Origin of the sequence: Pricia antarctica, assembly GCF_900101815.1 — a bacterium.
Classification (GTDB): Bacteria; Bacteroidota; Bacteroidia; order Flavobacteriales; family Flavobacteriaceae; genus Pricia; species Pricia antarctica.
On record NZ_FNAO01000001.1, the window covers coordinates 109,256 to 127,225 of the forward strand.

Consider the following 17,970-nt stretch of genomic DNA (forward strand, 5'->3'; position numbering starts at 1 on the left):
AGTGAAATAACCCAACTTCAGCCCATAGAATCAATACCATGATTCGCTGTGATGTTTGATAATAGCAATCTGGTCGATCACCACACTCCTTTTACGGTGCCAATCCCAAACTTTTTAAACTCCAACGCCTTAGCATCCGAAGTGTTCACAATCTTCAAGGCATTGTAGTCTTCGTTAGGGAAAACCTGCGCCGTCATTACATACTGGCCTTTATTGAGAAAGATTTCTACAGATGACCTATCCACCAAAATCCGTACTTCGTATTGGCCATCGGGCAAAACGGGGATTGGCATTTGCTGGATGGTTTTACCAAAATCTTCCTGAAAATCCGTTTTTCCCGAACGGGACCTGTCCAACGTAAATTCATTATCATCGGCCTTCATGGTCAAAACCAATTCTTCATCCGCTCCATTGCCGAATTTCAACTGAAAATCTCTGGATGAAGTCGTAAAACGAACTTCGGACTGCATCAGACTATCAACGGAAATTGACTGCTCTTCCCCAATGGCGATGTTCAGATCTTTCGTAGACCCTTCCGAAATAAGGCCATCCACTTTTTCTATCGGATAGTTGAAAAGCGCATATCCCTCGCCCACGCGCTCCAAAGCTAATTTTCTTGGGAGGGTCATGGCACTGCGCCACGTCGATGTCGGGGTTTCGTTGGCATATTGCCAGTTGCTCATCCATCCTAAAAAAAGGGTTTCATCATCTGGCGTATTGCTGAAGGTGACCCCTGCATAATTATCGGTGCCCCAATCGATCCAACGGTCTTCGGTCTGGTCGGTGGTAAAGGTTTTCCCGTCAAAATCTCCTATAAAATACTGTGTGCCGCTTCCCCCGTTCGGTGCACCGGGATTGATACTGATGAATAACACCCACTTTTCTTCCTCGATACCCCCGATTTTAAACGGTATCAGATCGGGACATTCCCAGACCCCGCCGTGGGCGCCCTTATCCTTACCGAATTCGCCGAGTAATCCCCAGTCCCTTAGATTCTTGGAACCGTAGAACTGGGCATGATCGCCAGCTACGAGACTCATTATCCATTTTTGGTCGGGTTCGTACCAGAAGACCTTGGGATCTCTGAAATCGGTCAAATTTTCATTGTCGATTACCGGATTATCCTTGTATTTTGTCCACGAATCGCCGTTATCAAGGCTGTAAGCGATTCCTTGGGTCTCGAAACCAGTGGAGTCGCTGGCTTGCTTTTTCGCATTGTGATAGGTAAAAATGGCTACCAAGGGCGGATTGCCATCCGTACCGAAACCGGACGAATTCTGTTTATCGAGCACTGCGCTTCCCGAAAAAATGAATCCATGGTCATCAGGATAGAGCGCAATCGGCTTATGTTCCCAATGCAATAAATCGTTACTCGTTGCATGCCCCCAGTGCATAGGTCCCCAAACTGTGCTCTTTGGATGGTATTGATAGAAGAGATGGTACACTCCCTTGTTGTAGACCATACCATTGGGATCGTTCATCCACATGGTTTCTGGGGAAAAATGGAACTGCGGCCGGTAAGGTTCGGTATAATAGGCTCTATTGGTTTTTTGGGACATAGATTCTCGGGTATTTTTGTCGTCTTTACAGGATGCCAAAAATAGTACAACGAAAAGAAACGGCATCCAATTATTAGTAGTGACCATAGTATTTTTTTGTCCCTAAATCTATCCTATTGTATCACATGTAATGCGTAAACGCCAAAACGGATACCCATGAATTTCAAACACCTCCCGAAAATAGTATCTTTACGCGGACTATTTTAAAAACTATGCGATTTTTTATCATTACAGTTCTTTATTTCACTTGTTGTCCCCCGGTTTTTGCGCAGACCAAAATGGACAAAACCCTAAAAAAATTCAACAAAGAGAGCGTGCCCTATATTAAGGTAGATGCCCTGAACGGTATGAACCATGTAGTATTGCTTGATGCCAGGGAAAAAGAGGAATATGAGGTAAGCCATTTAAAAAATGCCATTTGGGTCGGCGCCAAAACCTTTGATCTGGATTCCGTTGTCCCGAAAATTGAAGATAAAAACACTGAAATCATAGTCTACTGCTCCATCGGTGTCCGTTCCGAGAACATCGGCGAAAAATTGATGGATGCCGGCTACCCCAACGTGAAAAACCTGTACGGAGGTATCTTCGAATGGAAGAATGAAGGGCATGCCGTCTATAATCCGGAAGGCAACGAGACCGAAAAGGTACATGCGTTTAACAAGCATTGGGGGAAGTTGCTGAAGAAGGGGGAAAAGGTGTACGGCGCGGCAGACGGAGGCCCTTAGGGACCCCCGTTTGGCAAAACTTAAGACAAGGGCATACAACTTTCTAACCCTATTCCCATCACATATCAAAATAAAACCATACGGGCGTAAAATTTTGCGCCGTTACTATAAAAATTCATCATGGGTATTATTAACCAAAAAGAGAACAAATACGATAAAAAGACCATCCATTTTACGCTGGCCTCCTCGAAAGATCTTTTGCTCATTTTTACGCGCAATCCCGAATTGGGGAAGTGCAAGACACGTTTGGCGGAGACCGTGGGCGACGAAACGGCATTGGATATATATAAATTTTTGCTGCGGCATACGGTGTCCATCACCGAAAATCTGAACGCGGCCAAACAGGTGTGGTATTCCGAAGAAATCTGGGAAGATGACATTTGGGACGATGCGTTTTACGACAAAAAACTTCAAAAGGGGCCGGATCTGGGTGTTCGTATGGCCAATGCCTTTCAAGAGGGATTTGCATCGGGCTATGAGAAGATTATAATAATTGGAAGCGACATGTTCGATCTTAAGCAAAATGACCTCGAAAATGCGTTCGCCCAACTCGATGAAAATGATTTTGTGGTAGGTCCAGCGCAAGATGGCGGGTATTATCTGTTGGGAATGAAAACCTTCAAGTCCGAACTTTTTCAAAACAAACCATGGGGTTCGAAAACAGTCTTGGAAGATACCCTTGGGAATCTCAAAGACGACAAAATTGCTATTTTAGAAGAACGCAATGACGTCGATGTTTATGAGGATATAAAGGATGATAACGCCTTTCAACACTTTTTAAAGCATATAGGGAAATGACACAAAGACAACTAGACGAGTCTACAGCCTATCTCCAGAATAAGGGATTTGATTCGCCGGAAATCGGTATTGTTTTAGGCACAGGCCTAGGGAAACTGGCCGATGCCATTGAAGATCCGGTCGTAGCCCATTACAATCATATTCCGTTTTTTCCGTTGGCCACGGTAGAATTCCATTCCGGCAAATTGATCTACGGCACTTTGCAGGGTAAAAAAACCGTAGTGATGCAAGGGCGTTTTCATTTATACGAAGGATATGATTTCTTGGATGTCACCTACCCCGTTCGCGTCATGTACCAATTGGGAATCAAAAAACTTTTTATCAGTAATGCCTCCGGCGCCATCAATCTCCAATTTGGTTTGGGCGACCTGATGCTTATCGAAGACCATATCAATTTACAGGGCGGTTCGCCGCTGGCCTTTAAAAATGTAGCTAAGTTCGGCACCCGGTTTACCGACATGGCCGAGCCCTATGACATGGACATGCGCAAAAAGCTCGTCGAAATCGCGAAAAAAGAGAACATAACCCTACAAAAAGGCGTTTATGCTTCCGTGGTAGGCCCACAATTGGAGACCAAGGCCGAATACCGCATGCTTAAAATATTGGGTGCCGATGCAGTCGGAATGAGTACCGTACCCGAGGTCATCGTCGCCAACCATTTGAACCTTCCCGTGGTGGCCGTATCGGTATTGACCGACATGTGCGATCCCGATAATCCAGAACCGGTTAATATTCAGTCCATTCTTTCAGTTGCGGAGAAGGCGGAACCTAAGATGGTGAAATTGTTTCGGGCATTGATCGGGGCATTGTAGGGGCTAAGCTCGGCACATCCCAGATTTCAGTTTCGGAATTTGGAATTTTGAATTTTGCCCGATAAAATTTGAATGGGGGTACCATCCTATTTACAAGTTGCTATCAAATGGCTCTGTGCGTTCACACAATTGCAAGGGCATCCCCCAAGGATCCCGCAACATAATGAGATGGCTGCCGTCCTCTTTTTTGACTTCCTCTATAAAGGTGGCTCCTTCGGCCATAAGCCTATCCTTATCTTCCTCCGCGTTTTTGGAAACAAAGGCCAGATGAAAGCTTAGAAAATGCTGAAGGGTAAAATCAGTTATGGCCTCGTCCGGTCTGTGATAGAGTTCCAACATCACTCTTCCTGAAGCATCGGCCAAAAAGGTCATAAAAGGAGGCTCTTTTTGAGCCTTTACCACTTTCAATCCCACAAATTCGGAGTACCAATCCACCACGGCATCTACATGGGTTACGTTCAGCGCAAAATGTTCGAAAATCATGGTGTTCATCAGTTTTAAAATATACCAAGTAAAAGTATCGGTTTTTACACAAGTTCATCAAATGATTCCCTTAAATTTGTCGGAAATATTAGGGATACATGTTACAATTACAAGCCATACGCGAGAACAAAGACCGCTTTATCGCTGCACTGAAAAAGCGGAATATCGACGCGGCACCGATGATAGAAGAGGTTATCCTGTTGGATGAAAAACGCCGTACGACACAGACCCAGCTGGACCATATTTTGGCGGAAAGCAACAAAATATCCAAAAACATAGGCGCACTTTACAAAAACGGAAAGTATCAGGAAGCCGAAATCATAAAGCAAAAAACAGGAAGCCTCAAAGAAGATTCCAAAAAACTTGGGGACGAACTCAGCACCGCGACCGAAGCGTTACAGAAAGTACTGTACCAAATTCCCAACGTACCCCATGACACCGTACCAGCGGGCACTTCCGAAGAAGATAACGAAGAGGTTTACGAAGAGGGCGCTATTCCCGTTTTACAGACCGATGCCCTGCCCCATTGGGAACTGGCCAAAAAATACGATATCATCGACCTTGAACTGGGCGTAAAGATTGCGGGTGCCGGTTTTCCTGTTTACAAAGGAAAAGGCGCCAAATTGCAGCGTGCCTTGATCAACTATTTCTTGGACAAAAATACCGCAGAAGGCTATACCGAGGTACAAGTACCGCACCTGGTCAACGAAGCTTCCGGCTATGGCACGGGACAATTACCGGACAAAGAGGGCCAAATGTACCATCTGCCGGAAGATAACTTGTATCTAATCCCTACCGGGGAAGTGCCCGTGACCAATATGTTCCGGGACCAAATTTTGGAGACCAGTGATTTTCCCTTAAAATATACCGCCTACACCCCCTGTTTTAGAAGGGAAGCCGGCAGCTATGGCGCTCACGTGAGGGGTCTGAACCGCCTGCACCAGTTTGACAAAGTAGAAATTGTTCGGGTAGAGCATCCCGACGGGTCCTATGCCGCTTTAGACCAAATGGTCGAACATGTCAAAATCATTCTTCGCGAACTCGAACTCCCCTATCGCATTTTGCGCCTATGTGGTGGTGACCTTGGCTTTACGGCCGCACTAACCTACGATTTCGAGGTGTTCAGCACGGCACAAGACCGTTGGCTCGAAATCAGTTCCGTCTCCAATTTCGAGACCTATCAGGCCAATCGCCTAAAACTGCGCTTTAAGGATGAAAACGGAAAAAGCCAATACGCACATACCCTGAACGGGAGTGCCCTGGCCCTACCTCGCGTCGTGGCAGGTATTTTAGAGAACTATCAAACTGCCGAGGGTATTCGTATTCCCAAGGTTCTGGTGCCGTATTGTGGGTTTGATATCATCGATTGACCTCGAATTTTATTGACCAGCCATCCAGATATTAATCCTTAACTTTGATAGAAAGATCTAATTTCAAAATGCAGTCTCTAAAAAATCGCGCTTAAACGTATCCAATGAAAGTAATGTTCTTTTTTTGTTTAATTCTTTCCGCAGGAAGCGCTGCAGCCCAAGAAGATTTTCTCGCCCAGCAATACTTCAACGATGGCGATTATGAAAAGGCCGTGGTTTTTTACGAAAAACTGGTCGAAAAAAATCCAAGGAGAACAGACTATGCCGAAGGCCTTATCGCCACCTACCAGCAGCTGGAACGCTATGCGGATGCCGAAAAATTTCTATCGGAAAAAATCGAGGAGAGCAACGCCTATCCTACCTTGCTCATCGAACTGGGCTACAATTATACCTTGCAAAAAATGCCCAAGAAGGCCGACATATACTATGAAAAGGCCATTGCAAAAATCAATGAGAATCCCAACTTTGGGTACGGCGTAGGCTTTCGGTTCCAAAAGTATGTTTTATTGAATTGGGCATTGAAGGCCTACACCAAAGCCATGGAACTCAACCCGCAGTTGGATTATAATTACCAAATGGCCCGCATCTACGGCGAACAGGGCGATATCGAAAAAATGTATGTTTCGTACCTGAAACTTGTCAGCGAGGGCAAGACCTCAATGTCGAACGTGCTGCGACAAATCGACGATTTCGTAACGGCCGACCCCGAGAACGAGAACAACGTACTTTTCAAACAGGTAGTACTGAAAAACGCACAGCAAAGTCCTAATTTGCTTTGGAACGAGCTGCTGAGCTGGCTCTTTGTTCAACAAAAACAATACGACAGCGCCTTCCGCCAAGAAAAGGCGCTCTACAAACGTATGGATGCTCCCTCGATGCAACGTCTCGAAGGCTTGGGCGGTTTGGCCTTGGAAGATACCGAAATCGAAACTGCCAAAGAAATATTCGAATATATTGCGGACAACAGCGGTGAAGAAATAACCAAACTCAACGCTCAACTGCAATTGATCGATATACAGTTATGGGATGCCGATGAAAAAGATCTTGACGATATTCAAAAGCAGTTCGATGAATTGATGGCCATCCACGGTTATAAAAACCAGACGTTACAATTACAGGTCGCCTACGCCAATTTTCTCACTTTTGAAAAGGATACGCCCGAACCCGCCATCGACATCCTTAAGAAAAGCCTGGACCTGCCGCTCAACGATAGGGCGGACGCTTTCGTAACCTTGGCTTTGGGCGATATCTTGGTCTGTGATAAAAAATTCAATCAAGCGCTGATCTATTTTTCCCAGATTCAAAAAAGATTGAAAAACGATATTTTGGGCCAGAACGCCCGGTTCAAAGTAGCGCAGACCAGTTTTTATAAAGGAGATTTTGATTGGGCGCTGACACAGTTGAAAGTCCTGAGAAGTTCGACCTCGCAACTGATTGCCAACGACGCCATGCAGTTGAGCCTTTTGATTTCCGACAATTCGTTGGAAGATTCCACCCAAACCGCCCTGAAAAAATATGCCCGTGCCGACCTTTTGGCCTACCAAAATAAGAAAAAAGAAGCCATAGCCGAATTGGATGTCATCTTAAAAGATCATAAGGGCGAAAAAATAGAGGACGAAGCCTTACTAAAACAGGCCGAACTCTTGGAAAGTGTAAAGGATTATGAGGCCGCCGAGTTCAATTATCGTAAGATAACCGAATTCTATGCCAACGGAATCCTGGCCGATGACGCTCATTTTGCACTGGGCGAGCTATACAGAAACATTCTCGACGAACCCGAAAAAGCCCAGGCCGAATACGAGAAAATCATCTATAACTATCAAGATAGTTATTATTTTCCGCAGGCACGGAAGAATTTTAGGATGTTGCGAGGGGATGCTGTGAATTAAAGTCAAGCGCAAGTTCGAGAATATTCCAAAAGGATGCACTATTCAAAAGTTATTTTTTTCTAAACTCGTCAACTAATAAATTTCTAAACTTTACTTTTAGGTGGGGCTAAGGCGCCAGGTCGAGCCCGTTGATTGCGCCCAAGACAGGCGCACTAGAGACCAAACCGACGGGAGTTCTCGACTTTAGTTTATGCTGATCTAGTCGAAGTGCTAAAACAGGCAATATAAAAAATATGCTGATTTACAACGTAACAACAAACATCGAAGCCTCCGTTCATGTCGAATGGCTGCAATGGATGCAGGAAACCCATATTCCCGATGTGCTGGCGACAGGCAAGTTTTTGAACGCTAAAATGAGTAAAGTCCTGGTGGATGAAGATCTGGGAGGCCTAACCTATTCGGTACAATTTACGACCGTGGACAGAGAGGCATTGCGAAAATATTATTCCGAGGATGCTACCCGATTGAGGGACAATGCCTTAAAACGCTTCCCGAACAAATTTGTATCCTTTAGGACGGAACTAGAAGTAATCAGCGAACACTAATAATTAAAAATAGAGTAGAAGTCCAATGGAAAAAATCGAATTTCTGTTCACCTATGGTACCCTCCAAGATGAACGCCTGCACCATGCCCTTTTCCATAAAAAGATGGAAGGTACTTCCGATACACTGCGATGCTATCGCATATCGGAAGCCAAAGTAAACGGAGTCTATGACATGGCGGAGCATACCGGAAACGAGGAAGATACCGTCGAAGGCATCGTATATAAAATTGCCGAAGAGCATTTGAAAGGAGCGGATGAATACGAGGGCGACCTTTACGAGAGGATAAGCGTCACCTTGGTTTCCGGCAAAAAAGCTTGGGTCTATATCACCATTTGAAAACTTTGACATGTCCAAAAAGAAAAATTATGGGAAGAAATCTAAAAAATATCCTTCGGATAAAAGTCCCGTAAAGGCCAAAAAATATCTCGGCCAACATTTTCTGAAGGACGAAGGTATCGCGCGGCAAATCGCGGAAACCCTTTCTTTGGATGGCTATAAAAATGTCATCGAAATCGGTCCCGGTACGGGTGTACTCACCAAATACCTGCTGTTGCACAATATCGACCTGGTCGCCATGGACCTCGATCCGGATTCCATCGTTTACCTGAACCATAGTTTTCCGTTGGAAAATCCGAAAGTTTTGCAAAGGTCGGGTTCCTTTCAGGTGGTCGAAGCAGATTTTCTTCATTACGATTTGACCCAACTTTTCGGCAAAGAGCCCTTTGCCATCACGGGCAACTTTCCTTATAATATCTCTACCCAGATTGTCTTTAAAATGCTGGAAATAAAGGAGCAGGTTCCCGAATTTTCGGGCATGTTTCAAAAAGAAGTGGCGCAGCGCATCTGTGAAAAGGAAGGCAGCAAGGCCTACGGCATATTATCCGTTCTCGTACAGGCCTTTTACGATGCCGAATACTTGTTCACGGTACATCCGGAGGTGTTCGCCCCGCCTCCAAAAGTGCAATCCGGCGTGCTACGGCTCGTCCGAAAACCGGATTTTACGTTAGATTGTGATGAAAAACTGTTCTTCCGGGTGGTAAAAGCGGCCTTTAACCACCGGCGGAAGACCATCCGCAATAGCCTGAAATCTTTTGATCTTTCGGATGCGCTCCGGGAAGATAGTATTTTCGACTTGCGACCGGAGCAATTAAGTGTTGATGATTTTATTCAATTGACCACAAAAATAGAGGCGGAAATAAAGCTTTAAATCTCAGCCTCATTCCAATAATATAAACCCATAATCTCATAAACTCATAAACCTTTATTTACCTTTGCGCACTTTGTGTGAAACCCTCCAACGATGACCCCGTTCAAATTAACAGAAGAACTCGTAACCGAGATCGAACAGCTGATCGAAAACCAAAGGGATACCGACCTGGTAGCCCTAATGGAAGACATGCACTATGCCGATGTTGCCGAGATTATTGATGAACTAGACGAGGACGAGGCTACCTATATCATCAAACTGCTCGAAAGCGATAAGACTTCCGAGGTGCTTACCGAACTTGATGACGATGTTAGGGAAGCGATCCTGGGCAATCTTTCCGCCAAAGAAATTGCAGAAGAACTAGGCGAACTAGATACCGATGACGCGGCCGATATCGTAGGGGAACTACCTAACGACATCATTCAAGAGGTCATTTCGGAAATCATGGATCGGGAACATGCCAGAGATATCGTCGACCTATTGCGTTATGACGAATACACTGCAGGCGGTCTCATGGCCAAAGAACTCGTTAAGGTAAAGGAAGATTGGAACGTGCTGACCTGCGTAAAGGAAATGCGCGCACAGGCCGAGAACGTCACCCGCGTGCACTCCATCTACGTAGTGGATGCCGATGATAAGTTAATGGGCCGTCTATCGCTTAAAGATTTGCTGACCACTTCCACGACTACCCATATTAAGGATATCTATATTCCGAAAGTAGATCGTGTCGGTGTCAACGAAAAACCCGAAGAGGTGGCCAAGATCATGAGCAAATACGATTTGGAGGCTATTCCTGTAGTCGATGAAATCGGAAGGTTGGTCGGTAGAATAACCATCGATGACATTGTAGACGTTATCAAGGAAGAAGCCGACAAGGATTATCAAATGGCGGCCGGTATCTCCCAAGACGTCGAGGCCCACGATAGCATTTGGAAACTTACAAGGGCCCGTTTGCCCTGGCTGATTATCGGTATGTTCGGCGGTATCGGGGCGGCCAGTATTATCAATAGTTTTCAAGCCGTAATGTCCGAGTTTCCCATTCTACTGATTTTTGTGCCTCTGATCCAAGCAACGGCCGGAAATGTCGGGGTACAATCTTCGGCCATTATGGTACAGGGCTTGGCGAACGATACGGTCAAAGGCGAAATAATTAATCGCCTTTTAAAGGAATTCGCCCTCGGCCTAATCAATGGTGCGGTCATTGCCGTCATCGTACTGCTCATCAGCCATTTTGCCTTTCAAACTTCCTACTTGATATCGGCGACCCTTTGTATCGCTTTGGTCACGGTCATCATCATTGCGGCACTGATCGGCACGTTCATACCCGTTTTTTTGGATGCCAGGGGCATAGATCCCGCGGTTGCTACCGGGCCCTTCATCACCACGGGCAACGATATTTTCGGCATTCTGATCTACTTTTCGATAGCTAAAGTAGTGCTTGGGATTTAAGAATTTTACCCTATTCCCGATTTTAGTATCTTAGGCGAAACAAACCACCCTATGCCCCTCGCCATTGTCATTGCCGGAATCATTCTCCTTTTCATTCTGATCGCCCGTTTCAAACTCAATGCCTTTATTGCCTTTATTATCGTATCCCTTTTGGTAGGGGTCGCCGAGGGGATGGATTTTCTGACCGCTATCAAATCCATACAGAACGGAATAGGCAACACCTTGGGCTATCTGATTTTAATCTTGGGCTTGGGTGCCATGCTGGGCAAATTGGTCGCCGATAGCGGGGCCGCCCAACGGATTACCATGCAATTGGTAGAAAAATTCGGGAAAACCAACATTCAATGGGCCGTGGTCTTGACCGGTTTTATTGTGGGCATCCCCATGTTCTACACGGTTGGGTTCGTGATATTGGTGCCGCTGGTCTTTACCGTTGCCGCCGCAACGGGACTTAATTTGATTTATGTCGGGCTTCCTATGCTGGCCTCGTTGTCCGTGACCCACGGCTATCTACCGCCGCACCCCGCACCTACCGGAATCGCCATCATGTTCGACGCCAATATCGGGAAAACTTTGCTGTACGGCATTATCGTTGCCATTCCCGCTATTATCGTTGCAGGGCCTCTTTTTTCTCGGACTATTAAAAACGTTGAGGCCACTCCGCTAAAGGAGTTTATGAACCCGAAAGTACTTACAGATGCCGAGATGCCGAGCACCCTGAATAGCATCCTCACGGCTTTATTGCCCGTTGTTTTAATAGGATTGGGGTCGATCGTGGCGCTGGTTCTTCCCGAAGAAAATATCCTCCGAAAAATAACCGATGTTCTCGGAGACCCGGTTATCGCCATGCTGATTTCCGTACTGGTCGCCATTTACACGCTAGGCCTTGGCCGAGGTAAAAAAATGGACGAAGTGATGCGTTCCGTAGGTAGTGCCGTATCGGGCATTACCATGGTTTTACTTATCATCGCAGGTGCGGGCGCCCTAAAAGAAGTTCTCATCGATAGCGGTGTAAGCGAATACATTGGGGATATGCTCAAGGGCTCCACTATTTCTCCCTTGATTCTGGCCTGGCTTATCGCGACCGTTATCCGGGTCTGTGTCGGATCGGCTACCGTTGCGGGACTTACGGCTGCTGGTATCGCCCTTCCATTGATCGCAAATACGGGTGTTAGCCCTGAATTAATGGTATTGGCCATCGGATCCGGAAGCCTGATGCTATCCCACGTCAATGATGGGGGTTTTTGGCTCTATAAGGAATACTTTAACCTCTCGATAAAGGACACGCTCCGCACCTGGACGGTCATGGAAACGACCGTGGGCGTTATGGGTCTCATCGGGGTGCTGGTCTTGGAACAGTTTGTGGGGTAGGATGCAATATATTTTCATACCTCAGCAATTTGACAAAAAAATCGTTATTTTGTAACTAAACTTGCTAAAGAACGCTTTATGAAACCCATATCCCAAAGAATCGAAGAACTCGGCCTGATTTTGCCGCCCGCACCTCCCCCGGCGGGACTTTACAAACCGGTACTTGTCGTAGACCATTTTTTATATGTCTCGGGGCAAGGACCGATGCTGCCCGATGGAACCTTGATGAAGGGCAGGGTCGGTGATAGCCTCACGCTTGAGGAGGGAAAAGCCGGTGCCCGCCAGGTCGCCCTCACCATGCTTTCGACCATACAGACCCATTTCGGTAGTATCGACCAAATCAAGCGCTTGGTAAAAACCTTGGGTATGGTCAATTGTACTCCCGATTTTCCTGACCATCCTTTGGTCATCAACGGTTTTAGCGAAGTGATGGCAGAAATTTTCGGCTCGGAGAACGGGGTCGGGGTACGCAGTGCCGTGGGCATGATGCTTCCCGGAGGAATCTCCGTAGAAATCGAGGCGATGTTCGAATTACATCGCTAGCCCATGGGCAACGAATGTTGGCACAAAATTCCAAATTTCAAGTACTAAATTCCATCTAGTTATAAAGGTAAATCTGAAATGGTATGGAAAACAAGAACTGGTACGAATTGACCGATACCAAAGATGTGATTTCCCCGTCGTTATTGGTTTATCCCGATAGAATACTGCACAACATCCGAACCATGCTTGAAATGGCAGGGGGAGCGGAACAGCTACGTCCGCATATAAAGACCCACAAAACAGCGGAAATTGTCGAGATGCAGTTGGGTCAGGGCATTCAAAAGTTCAAATGTGCCACTATCGCGGAGGCCGAATTGCTGGCGATGTGCAATGCCCCTGATATTCTTTTGGCCATGCAGCCGGTCGGGGCTAATTTGAAACGGTTTTTTGGTTTGGTGGATACGTATCCGGAATCTAAATTTTCAGCGCTTGTCGATAATTTGGATACGCTGAAGGCCTTGTCCGAAATGGCCAGAGTGCAAGGGGCGAGGGTTTCCCTTTGGATGGATATCAACTGTGGGATGAATCGAACCGGGATTTTTCCTGACAAAAACGCCATCGACCTATACCGTAAAATGGACGCTGACCCAAACGTCGAGGCGAAAGGATTACATGCCTATGACGGCCACATTCGAAACACGGATGTCGCGGAACGGAAAAAAGCCTGCGATGTGGCGTTTGCACCCGTTGTCACCTTAAAAAATAATTTAGAATCCGAAGGAATCAAAGTCAAGGGAATTATTGCCGGAGGCTCTCCCACCTTTCCTTTTCACGCCCAGCGCGATGGGGTCGAGGCCAGTCCGGGCACCACCTTGCTTTGGGATGCCGGCTACGGCGACCTGTTTCCCGAAATGGATTTCTTGCCCGCAGCGGTACTCCTGACCCGAATTATCAGTAAACCCGCAAAAAACATACTCTGTTTGGATCTGGGACATAAATACCTCGCCCCTGAAATGCCCTTTCCGAGAGTGCGTTTTTTGAACCTGGAGAAATCCATCCAAAAAGGCCAAAGCGAGGAGCATTTCGTGCTGGAATGCGAAAATGCAGAGCAATACGCTATAGGCGACGTTTGCTATGCGCTTCCGGTGCACATTTGCCCGACAGTTGCCAAATATGATAGTTTGCAAGTAGTTTCTGAAGGAATGGTCATCGACGAATGGCAAGTTGTGGCCAGAAATCAGCGTATTACGCTTTGAAAATAGTAAAGGGCGCATTGAACCCATCTTGAGTTATTCTTTTGGTGTAGTTCCATACAACCACTCCAAATGGCTTCATGTAGGTAAAATGGTCTGTCCGAAATTATTTGTGTATTTTTCGACAGTATTCCAATTCATACCCTTCGATGAACCGACGACACTTTTTAAACCGCTCTGCCCTCGCCCTATTGGCAACGCCGCTTATTGGATGTTCGGACGATAACAAATTCCGGTTTAAACAGGGGCAGATTATCGGATGTTTTGGCGACAGTATTACCGCGGTGGAAAATGGGTATGTGGCCCTACTACAGTCCAAAATCGATAGTGCACATCCCACTATGGACTTAAAGTTTATGAACTATGGCCTAAGTAGTGAAACCGTAACCGGACTTACTGAAAAAGATCATCCCGGCCCAAGACCGTACCTATTCGAGCGCTTGGATGGTATTCTTGACAAAACGCCCATCGACGTTGCCTTTTTCTGCTATGGTATCAATGGCGGTATTTACGGAAAACCCTCCGAGAAATTGTTCAAAAGTTTTAAAATAGGGGTGTATACTTTTTTGGAAAAGATGCGACAGCGGAAAATTCCTGCTGTACTGTTGACGCCTCCGCCGCTGGCGTTGAAAGCAGCACCGGTCGAAACTTCCAGGGATACAGACTTCGGCTATAAAAATCCATATCCCAAATATGAGGAAGAGGTTTTACAGGAATTCGAGCGGATCATACTCCAGATGGAACATCCTTATGCAAAGCTCGAAATAGATATACACACGCCCCTTCTCGAAAATCAAGCGACGTGTTACGACACCGACCCCATTCACCCCAACCAAAAAGGACACGAACTGATTGCGGATACGATTTTCCGGAATTTAGCGTTTTAACAAGTACTTAAGTCCGCATGGCAGGGTATTTGTTATCTTTAATGCCGGTCTTTTATCGCCTCAAAAATGCCAAAAAGTTATCTTTTCATCGTACATGTTTTTTTAATGCTAGCCGCAGTCAGCTATGGTCAGACCGATTTACCTACCCAAAAACCTTTAGAAATCGGTGTTGCCAATAAAATTGATGAAACAGCGAAACCAGATAAGGGCACAGCGCTGAAAATACCTTCCGTCATCGATAATAATCCCGAGGTCAAATTGGATATGAACAAGAGAAATCCGGTAAAGATGTTACCGGATCGTGAACTCGTTCAAGCGGGCACAGGAATGAAAATCGATCCGAAAGCAGGCCCAAGGGAACCCAAAGAAGGATCTAGGGAACACTTTTCGGATATGTATCTCGGCGATGTAAAAAGCGGCGGTAAATTTGTGGGCATCGTATGTCGAGACCATGAATATGTCGACGGAGACCGGGTCAGGATATGGCTCAATGGTAACGTAGTAGATCCGAACACCTTGCTGACGGCATCCTTTAAAGGGATAAACGTCGATTTGGAGGAAGGCTTTAACCGCTTTGAATTCGAGGCCCTGAATGTCGGGTCTTCCCCTCCCAATACTGCACAAGTCGATGTTTACGATGATAAAGGTGAACTGATCTATTCGAACAAGTGGTTATTGTCTACGGGGTCAAAAGCTACATTGATTATTACTAAGGAAGAGTGAACAGTATTCTGTGACACCTCAATTTCCGCGCTCCCCAGGCCGGTATTTTTCCTCCGCGCGCTTCAGCACATCCTCTTGATAAAAAGCAACCACTTTCCAGTCCGCATTGGCGTAGCGTTCGATCTGGTCGTCGAAATGCGGGGAAGCCGGGTCTCCACTCTGCCCGCCTGCCAAGATGCTTTTCGCCTTGATTCTTTCGCCAAACTCGACCACGGCGGCAAAACTGTTGCCACGGGTGCCGTAAATCTTTTGGGTGTCGTTGTCGTAGCTGACGCCATAAGCGGCCAAAGCGCCCCACCGGCCGGAGGCCAAACCGATCGGTCTGCTAGGTTTGCTATCGTCAAAAGCCTGTCGGATGTCTCCGTTCAATCGCTGATAGCGGTTGACTTTGCCCCATGGGATGTTCCATGTGCCGAAATCGGCCGTCAATCGGTCGAAAACTTGTTCGAAAGTCCGTACGCCTTCCTTGGAATGTTGGCCCAGCCAAACAAAGGATTCCATATCGCTTAGGCCATCAGGTCGTTCGGCTTCCCGACCCATTGCGGTGCCGTAATAGTGGGCCAAGGTCATGGCTACAGATTCCTTACCCGTTTTATAATCCCATTTCTTCAAAACTTCCATAGCATCCCGAAGTTTAGGGTTTTTATCGTCATGACTATTGTAGGACTCCACCAAACCGGGAATCAAGGCCTCGAACGCCGGCAAATACGGGTCGTGTGCCAATTGGATCAGGCTATCCACCGTATAGCCGCGTCTGCCCCGCAAAAGTTCAATGGCATGAACTCCCCGAAAATTCTCTTGATCGATGGACATATACCTCGGATAATTTTCCTTATTTGGACTAAATTCCAAAGCCGCGGTGTAGGGGGTAGAATTGCAATTTTGTATCCATCCATTTTCAGGGTTCAGTAATAGGATGTTTTCATCGACCGTATGCAGCCCCTGCCAATCCGTTTTGGGATTACTGCCATCGACCGGTTTCGAGTAGTCGAAAACCGTATCCCGTTTCGGAATGAAATTCCCATGAAAATAGGCGATATTTCCCTCGGCATCTCCATATACCGTGTTGTTGCTGGAATTCGTTCGCATATCCATCATCTTTCGGAATCCTTTATAGCCCTCCTGTTTTGAGCGGATAAACGATTGTTCCAAAGCTTTGGGCGGTGCCCACATCATGGCGGTAGCCGTCCATTGGCCGTCTTCGAGATGGGTTATCGGACCATGATGGGTGTGGTATGCGGGGAAGGTTTTTTCTTTTAGGCTATCCCCATCAGTATATCTTAAAGTGATTTTGGATGTTTCTACTTGGCGAAGTTCTTCACCATATCGATACATCAACTTTCCATCGATATTTAGTATCTTTTCCTTGAACTCGTCGATAATATCCGTGTACGTGCTGGTATGCATCCATCCCGTTTTTTCATTAAAACCTTGATAGATGAAAAACTGGCCCCACGTAACCGCACCATAAGCATTCAGTCCTTCCTCGGAAACGGCATGCACTTCCCCGCGAAAATAAAAGGAGGTATGCGGATTGATCAACAGCATGGCGTTACCGGACTGTGTTAATTTCCCGGAAATTGCGATTCCATTTGAGCCTTGGGGTTCAAATTCCTGTTTTTGCCTCCCATCTTTATCCTTCTTCAATTTGACTTTCTTCGTCTCGGCCCTCCTCGAGTCCACCTTCTTCGCCTGAAATTCCCTATTACCGGGAATTTCCATCCCACTTTCATAAAAAGCCTTGATTTTTTCCGTAGAAACTCTTTCTATATCGCCACCTATCGAACCTTCGCTAAAGTACATCGGCATCCAAGGTTCGAAATGGGTCAATAATTTGGGTTGTACTTCAGGATGGGTGTGCAAATAATAGTTGATTCCATCGGCAAAGGCATCACAAAGCTTTTTTAACCAAGCGGGACTTTTCCCATAATTGGCCTTCGCTTCCTCCTCCGTCATAAAGAGTTTCGCCCTTAAATCACTGTAAAGAGCTTCTTTGCCTTCGACCTCAGACAAACGTCCGGTTGCCCAGATATAATTTTGTTCCACGCGGTTAAAATCATCTTCGCATTGGGCATAGAGCAATCCGAAAACAGCATCGGCATCGGTTTTTCCATAGATATGTGGAATCCCAAAATCATCGCGGATGATGTTTATATTTTCGGCTTGGGTCTTCCAGCGGAGGAGTTCGCTCTGGGATTGAGCCGTCACAGTGATGGAAAATAATATAGTGCCGATTATAAAAAATGGCTTATACAACATGGGAGACGATTTGTATTGTGAATGTAACAACTTTTGGTGAAACTTTGGTCCATTCGCGGAGTATCGGCCTTCCAAAAAGGTCCGAATTTCATTGTAGTAGGCACTATACATTGACGAATTATCAAATAACAGCGACAAATCGTGATTCGTACTATT

At 46.2% G+C, this 17,970-nt stretch carries 17 protein-coding genes; 14 read left to right on the forward strand and 3 right to left on the reverse strand.

All coding sequences use genetic code 11. From position 1 onward, the window contains the following. Positions 1-77: 77 nt before the first annotated feature. Positions 78-1,646 carry a glycoside hydrolase family 32 protein gene (locus BLT07_RS00450; protein ID WP_245726409.1) on the reverse strand — a complete coding sequence of 523 codons (1,569 nt, stop codon included), beginning with the start codon at positions 1,644-1,646 and terminating at the stop codon, positions 78-80. Positions 1,647-1,837: 191 nt separating this feature from the next. Between BLT07_RS00450 and BLT07_RS00455 the strand changes: the two genes are divergently transcribed. From BLT07_RS00455 to BLT07_RS00465, 3 genes are all read left to right on the forward strand, one after another. Continuing rightward, positions 1,838-2,284: a rhodanese-like domain-containing protein gene (locus tag BLT07_RS00455; RefSeq protein ID WP_245726410.1), complete on the forward strand. Its 447-nt coding sequence runs from the start codon at positions 1,838-1,840 to the stop codon at positions 2,282-2,284. A gap of 120 nt (positions 2,285-2,404) precedes the next feature. Next, positions 2,405-3,082: a TIGR04282 family arsenosugar biosynthesis glycosyltransferase gene (locus BLT07_RS00460; RefSeq protein ID WP_091864656.1), complete on the forward strand. Its 678-nt coding sequence runs from the start codon at positions 2,405-2,407 to the stop codon at positions 3,080-3,082. Continuing rightward, the gene (locus BLT07_RS00465; protein WP_091864658.1) at positions 3,079-3,894 is read left to right on the forward strand and encodes a purine-nucleoside phosphorylase; all 816 of its coding nucleotides are present in this window, start codon (positions 3,079-3,081) and stop codon (positions 3,892-3,894) included. Before BLT07_RS00460 ends, BLT07_RS00465 begins: the two co-directional genes overlap by 4 nt. 90 nt (positions 3,895-3,984) lie before the next feature. Here the strand turns inward: BLT07_RS00465 and BLT07_RS00470 are convergent, their stop codons facing one another. Continuing rightward, positions 3,985-4,386 (reverse strand): VOC family protein, encoded by a 402-nt coding sequence (locus tag BLT07_RS00470; RefSeq protein WP_245726411.1) that lies wholly within the window; start codon positions 4,384-4,386, stop codon positions 3,985-3,987. 89 nt (positions 4,387-4,475) lie between these two features. Between BLT07_RS00470 and serS the strand changes: the two genes are divergently transcribed. The 11 genes from serS to BLT07_RS00525 all read left to right on the forward strand — a co-directional run bounded on the left by serS (position 4,476) and on the right by BLT07_RS00525 (position 15,555). Continuing rightward, positions 4,476-5,747 (forward strand): serine--tRNA ligase, encoded by a 1,272-nt coding sequence (gene serS / locus BLT07_RS00475; RefSeq protein ID WP_091864659.1) that lies wholly within the window; start codon positions 4,476-4,478, stop codon positions 5,745-5,747. Between the two features lie 104 nt (positions 5,748-5,851). Further along, positions 5,852-7,636 (forward strand): tetratricopeptide repeat protein, encoded by a 1,785-nt coding sequence (locus BLT07_RS00480; RefSeq protein ID WP_091864661.1) that lies wholly within the window; start codon positions 5,852-5,854, stop codon positions 7,634-7,636. Positions 7,637-7,869: 233 nt separating this feature from the next. Beyond that, the gene (locus tag BLT07_RS00485) at positions 7,870-8,181 is read left to right on the forward strand and encodes a DUF4286 family protein (protein WP_091864663.1); all 312 of its coding nucleotides are present in this window, start codon (positions 7,870-7,872) and stop codon (positions 8,179-8,181) included. Positions 8,182-8,206: 25 nt separating this feature from the next. After that, entirely contained in the window at positions 8,207-8,518 is a 312-nt protein-coding gene (locus BLT07_RS00490) for a gamma-glutamylcyclotransferase family protein (RefSeq protein ID WP_091864665.1), read from the forward strand. 10 nt (positions 8,519-8,528) lie between these two features. Next, complete coding sequence (gene rsmA, locus BLT07_RS00495; protein WP_091864666.1) at positions 8,529-9,389, forward strand: 16S rRNA (adenine(1518)-N(6)/adenine(1519)-N(6))-dimethyltransferase RsmA; 861 nt, start codon at positions 8,529-8,531, stop codon at positions 9,387-9,389. A 93-nt stretch (positions 9,390-9,482) separates the two neighbouring features. Then, on the forward strand, positions 9,483-10,838 hold the full coding sequence (gene mgtE / locus BLT07_RS00500; protein WP_091864668.1) for a magnesium transporter: 1,356 nt from the start codon (positions 9,483-9,485) through the stop codon (positions 10,836-10,838). A 51-nt stretch (positions 10,839-10,889) separates the two neighbouring features. Next, a complete protein-coding gene (locus BLT07_RS00505) occupies positions 10,890-12,209 on the forward strand; it encodes a gluconate:H+ symporter (RefSeq protein ID WP_091864670.1) in 1,320 nt (439 codons plus the stop codon). A gap of 78 nt (positions 12,210-12,287) precedes the next feature. Then, a complete protein-coding gene (locus tag BLT07_RS00510) occupies positions 12,288-12,752 on the forward strand; it encodes a RidA family protein (protein ID WP_091864672.1) in 465 nt (154 codons plus the stop codon). A gap of 83 nt (positions 12,753-12,835) precedes the next feature. Continuing rightward, the gene (locus tag BLT07_RS00515; RefSeq protein ID WP_091864674.1) at positions 12,836-13,948 is read left to right on the forward strand and encodes a D-TA family PLP-dependent enzyme; all 1,113 of its coding nucleotides are present in this window, start codon (positions 12,836-12,838) and stop codon (positions 13,946-13,948) included. 146 nt (positions 13,949-14,094) lie between these two features. After that, the gene (locus BLT07_RS00520) at positions 14,095-14,832 is read left to right on the forward strand and encodes an SGNH/GDSL hydrolase family protein (RefSeq protein WP_091864676.1); all 738 of its coding nucleotides are present in this window, start codon (positions 14,095-14,097) and stop codon (positions 14,830-14,832) included. Positions 14,833-14,898: 66 nt separating this feature from the next. Next, a complete protein-coding gene (locus BLT07_RS00525) occupies positions 14,899-15,555 on the forward strand; it encodes a hypothetical protein (protein ID WP_245726412.1) in 657 nt (218 codons plus the stop codon). Positions 15,556-15,573: 18 nt separating this feature from the next. Here BLT07_RS00525 and BLT07_RS00530 read toward each other — a convergent pair whose 3' ends face one another. Continuing rightward, on the reverse strand, positions 15,574-17,814 hold the full coding sequence (locus tag BLT07_RS00530; RefSeq protein ID WP_091864678.1) for an acylase: 2,241 nt from the start codon (positions 17,812-17,814) through the stop codon (positions 15,574-15,576). Positions 17,815-17,970: the final 156 nt, after the last annotated feature.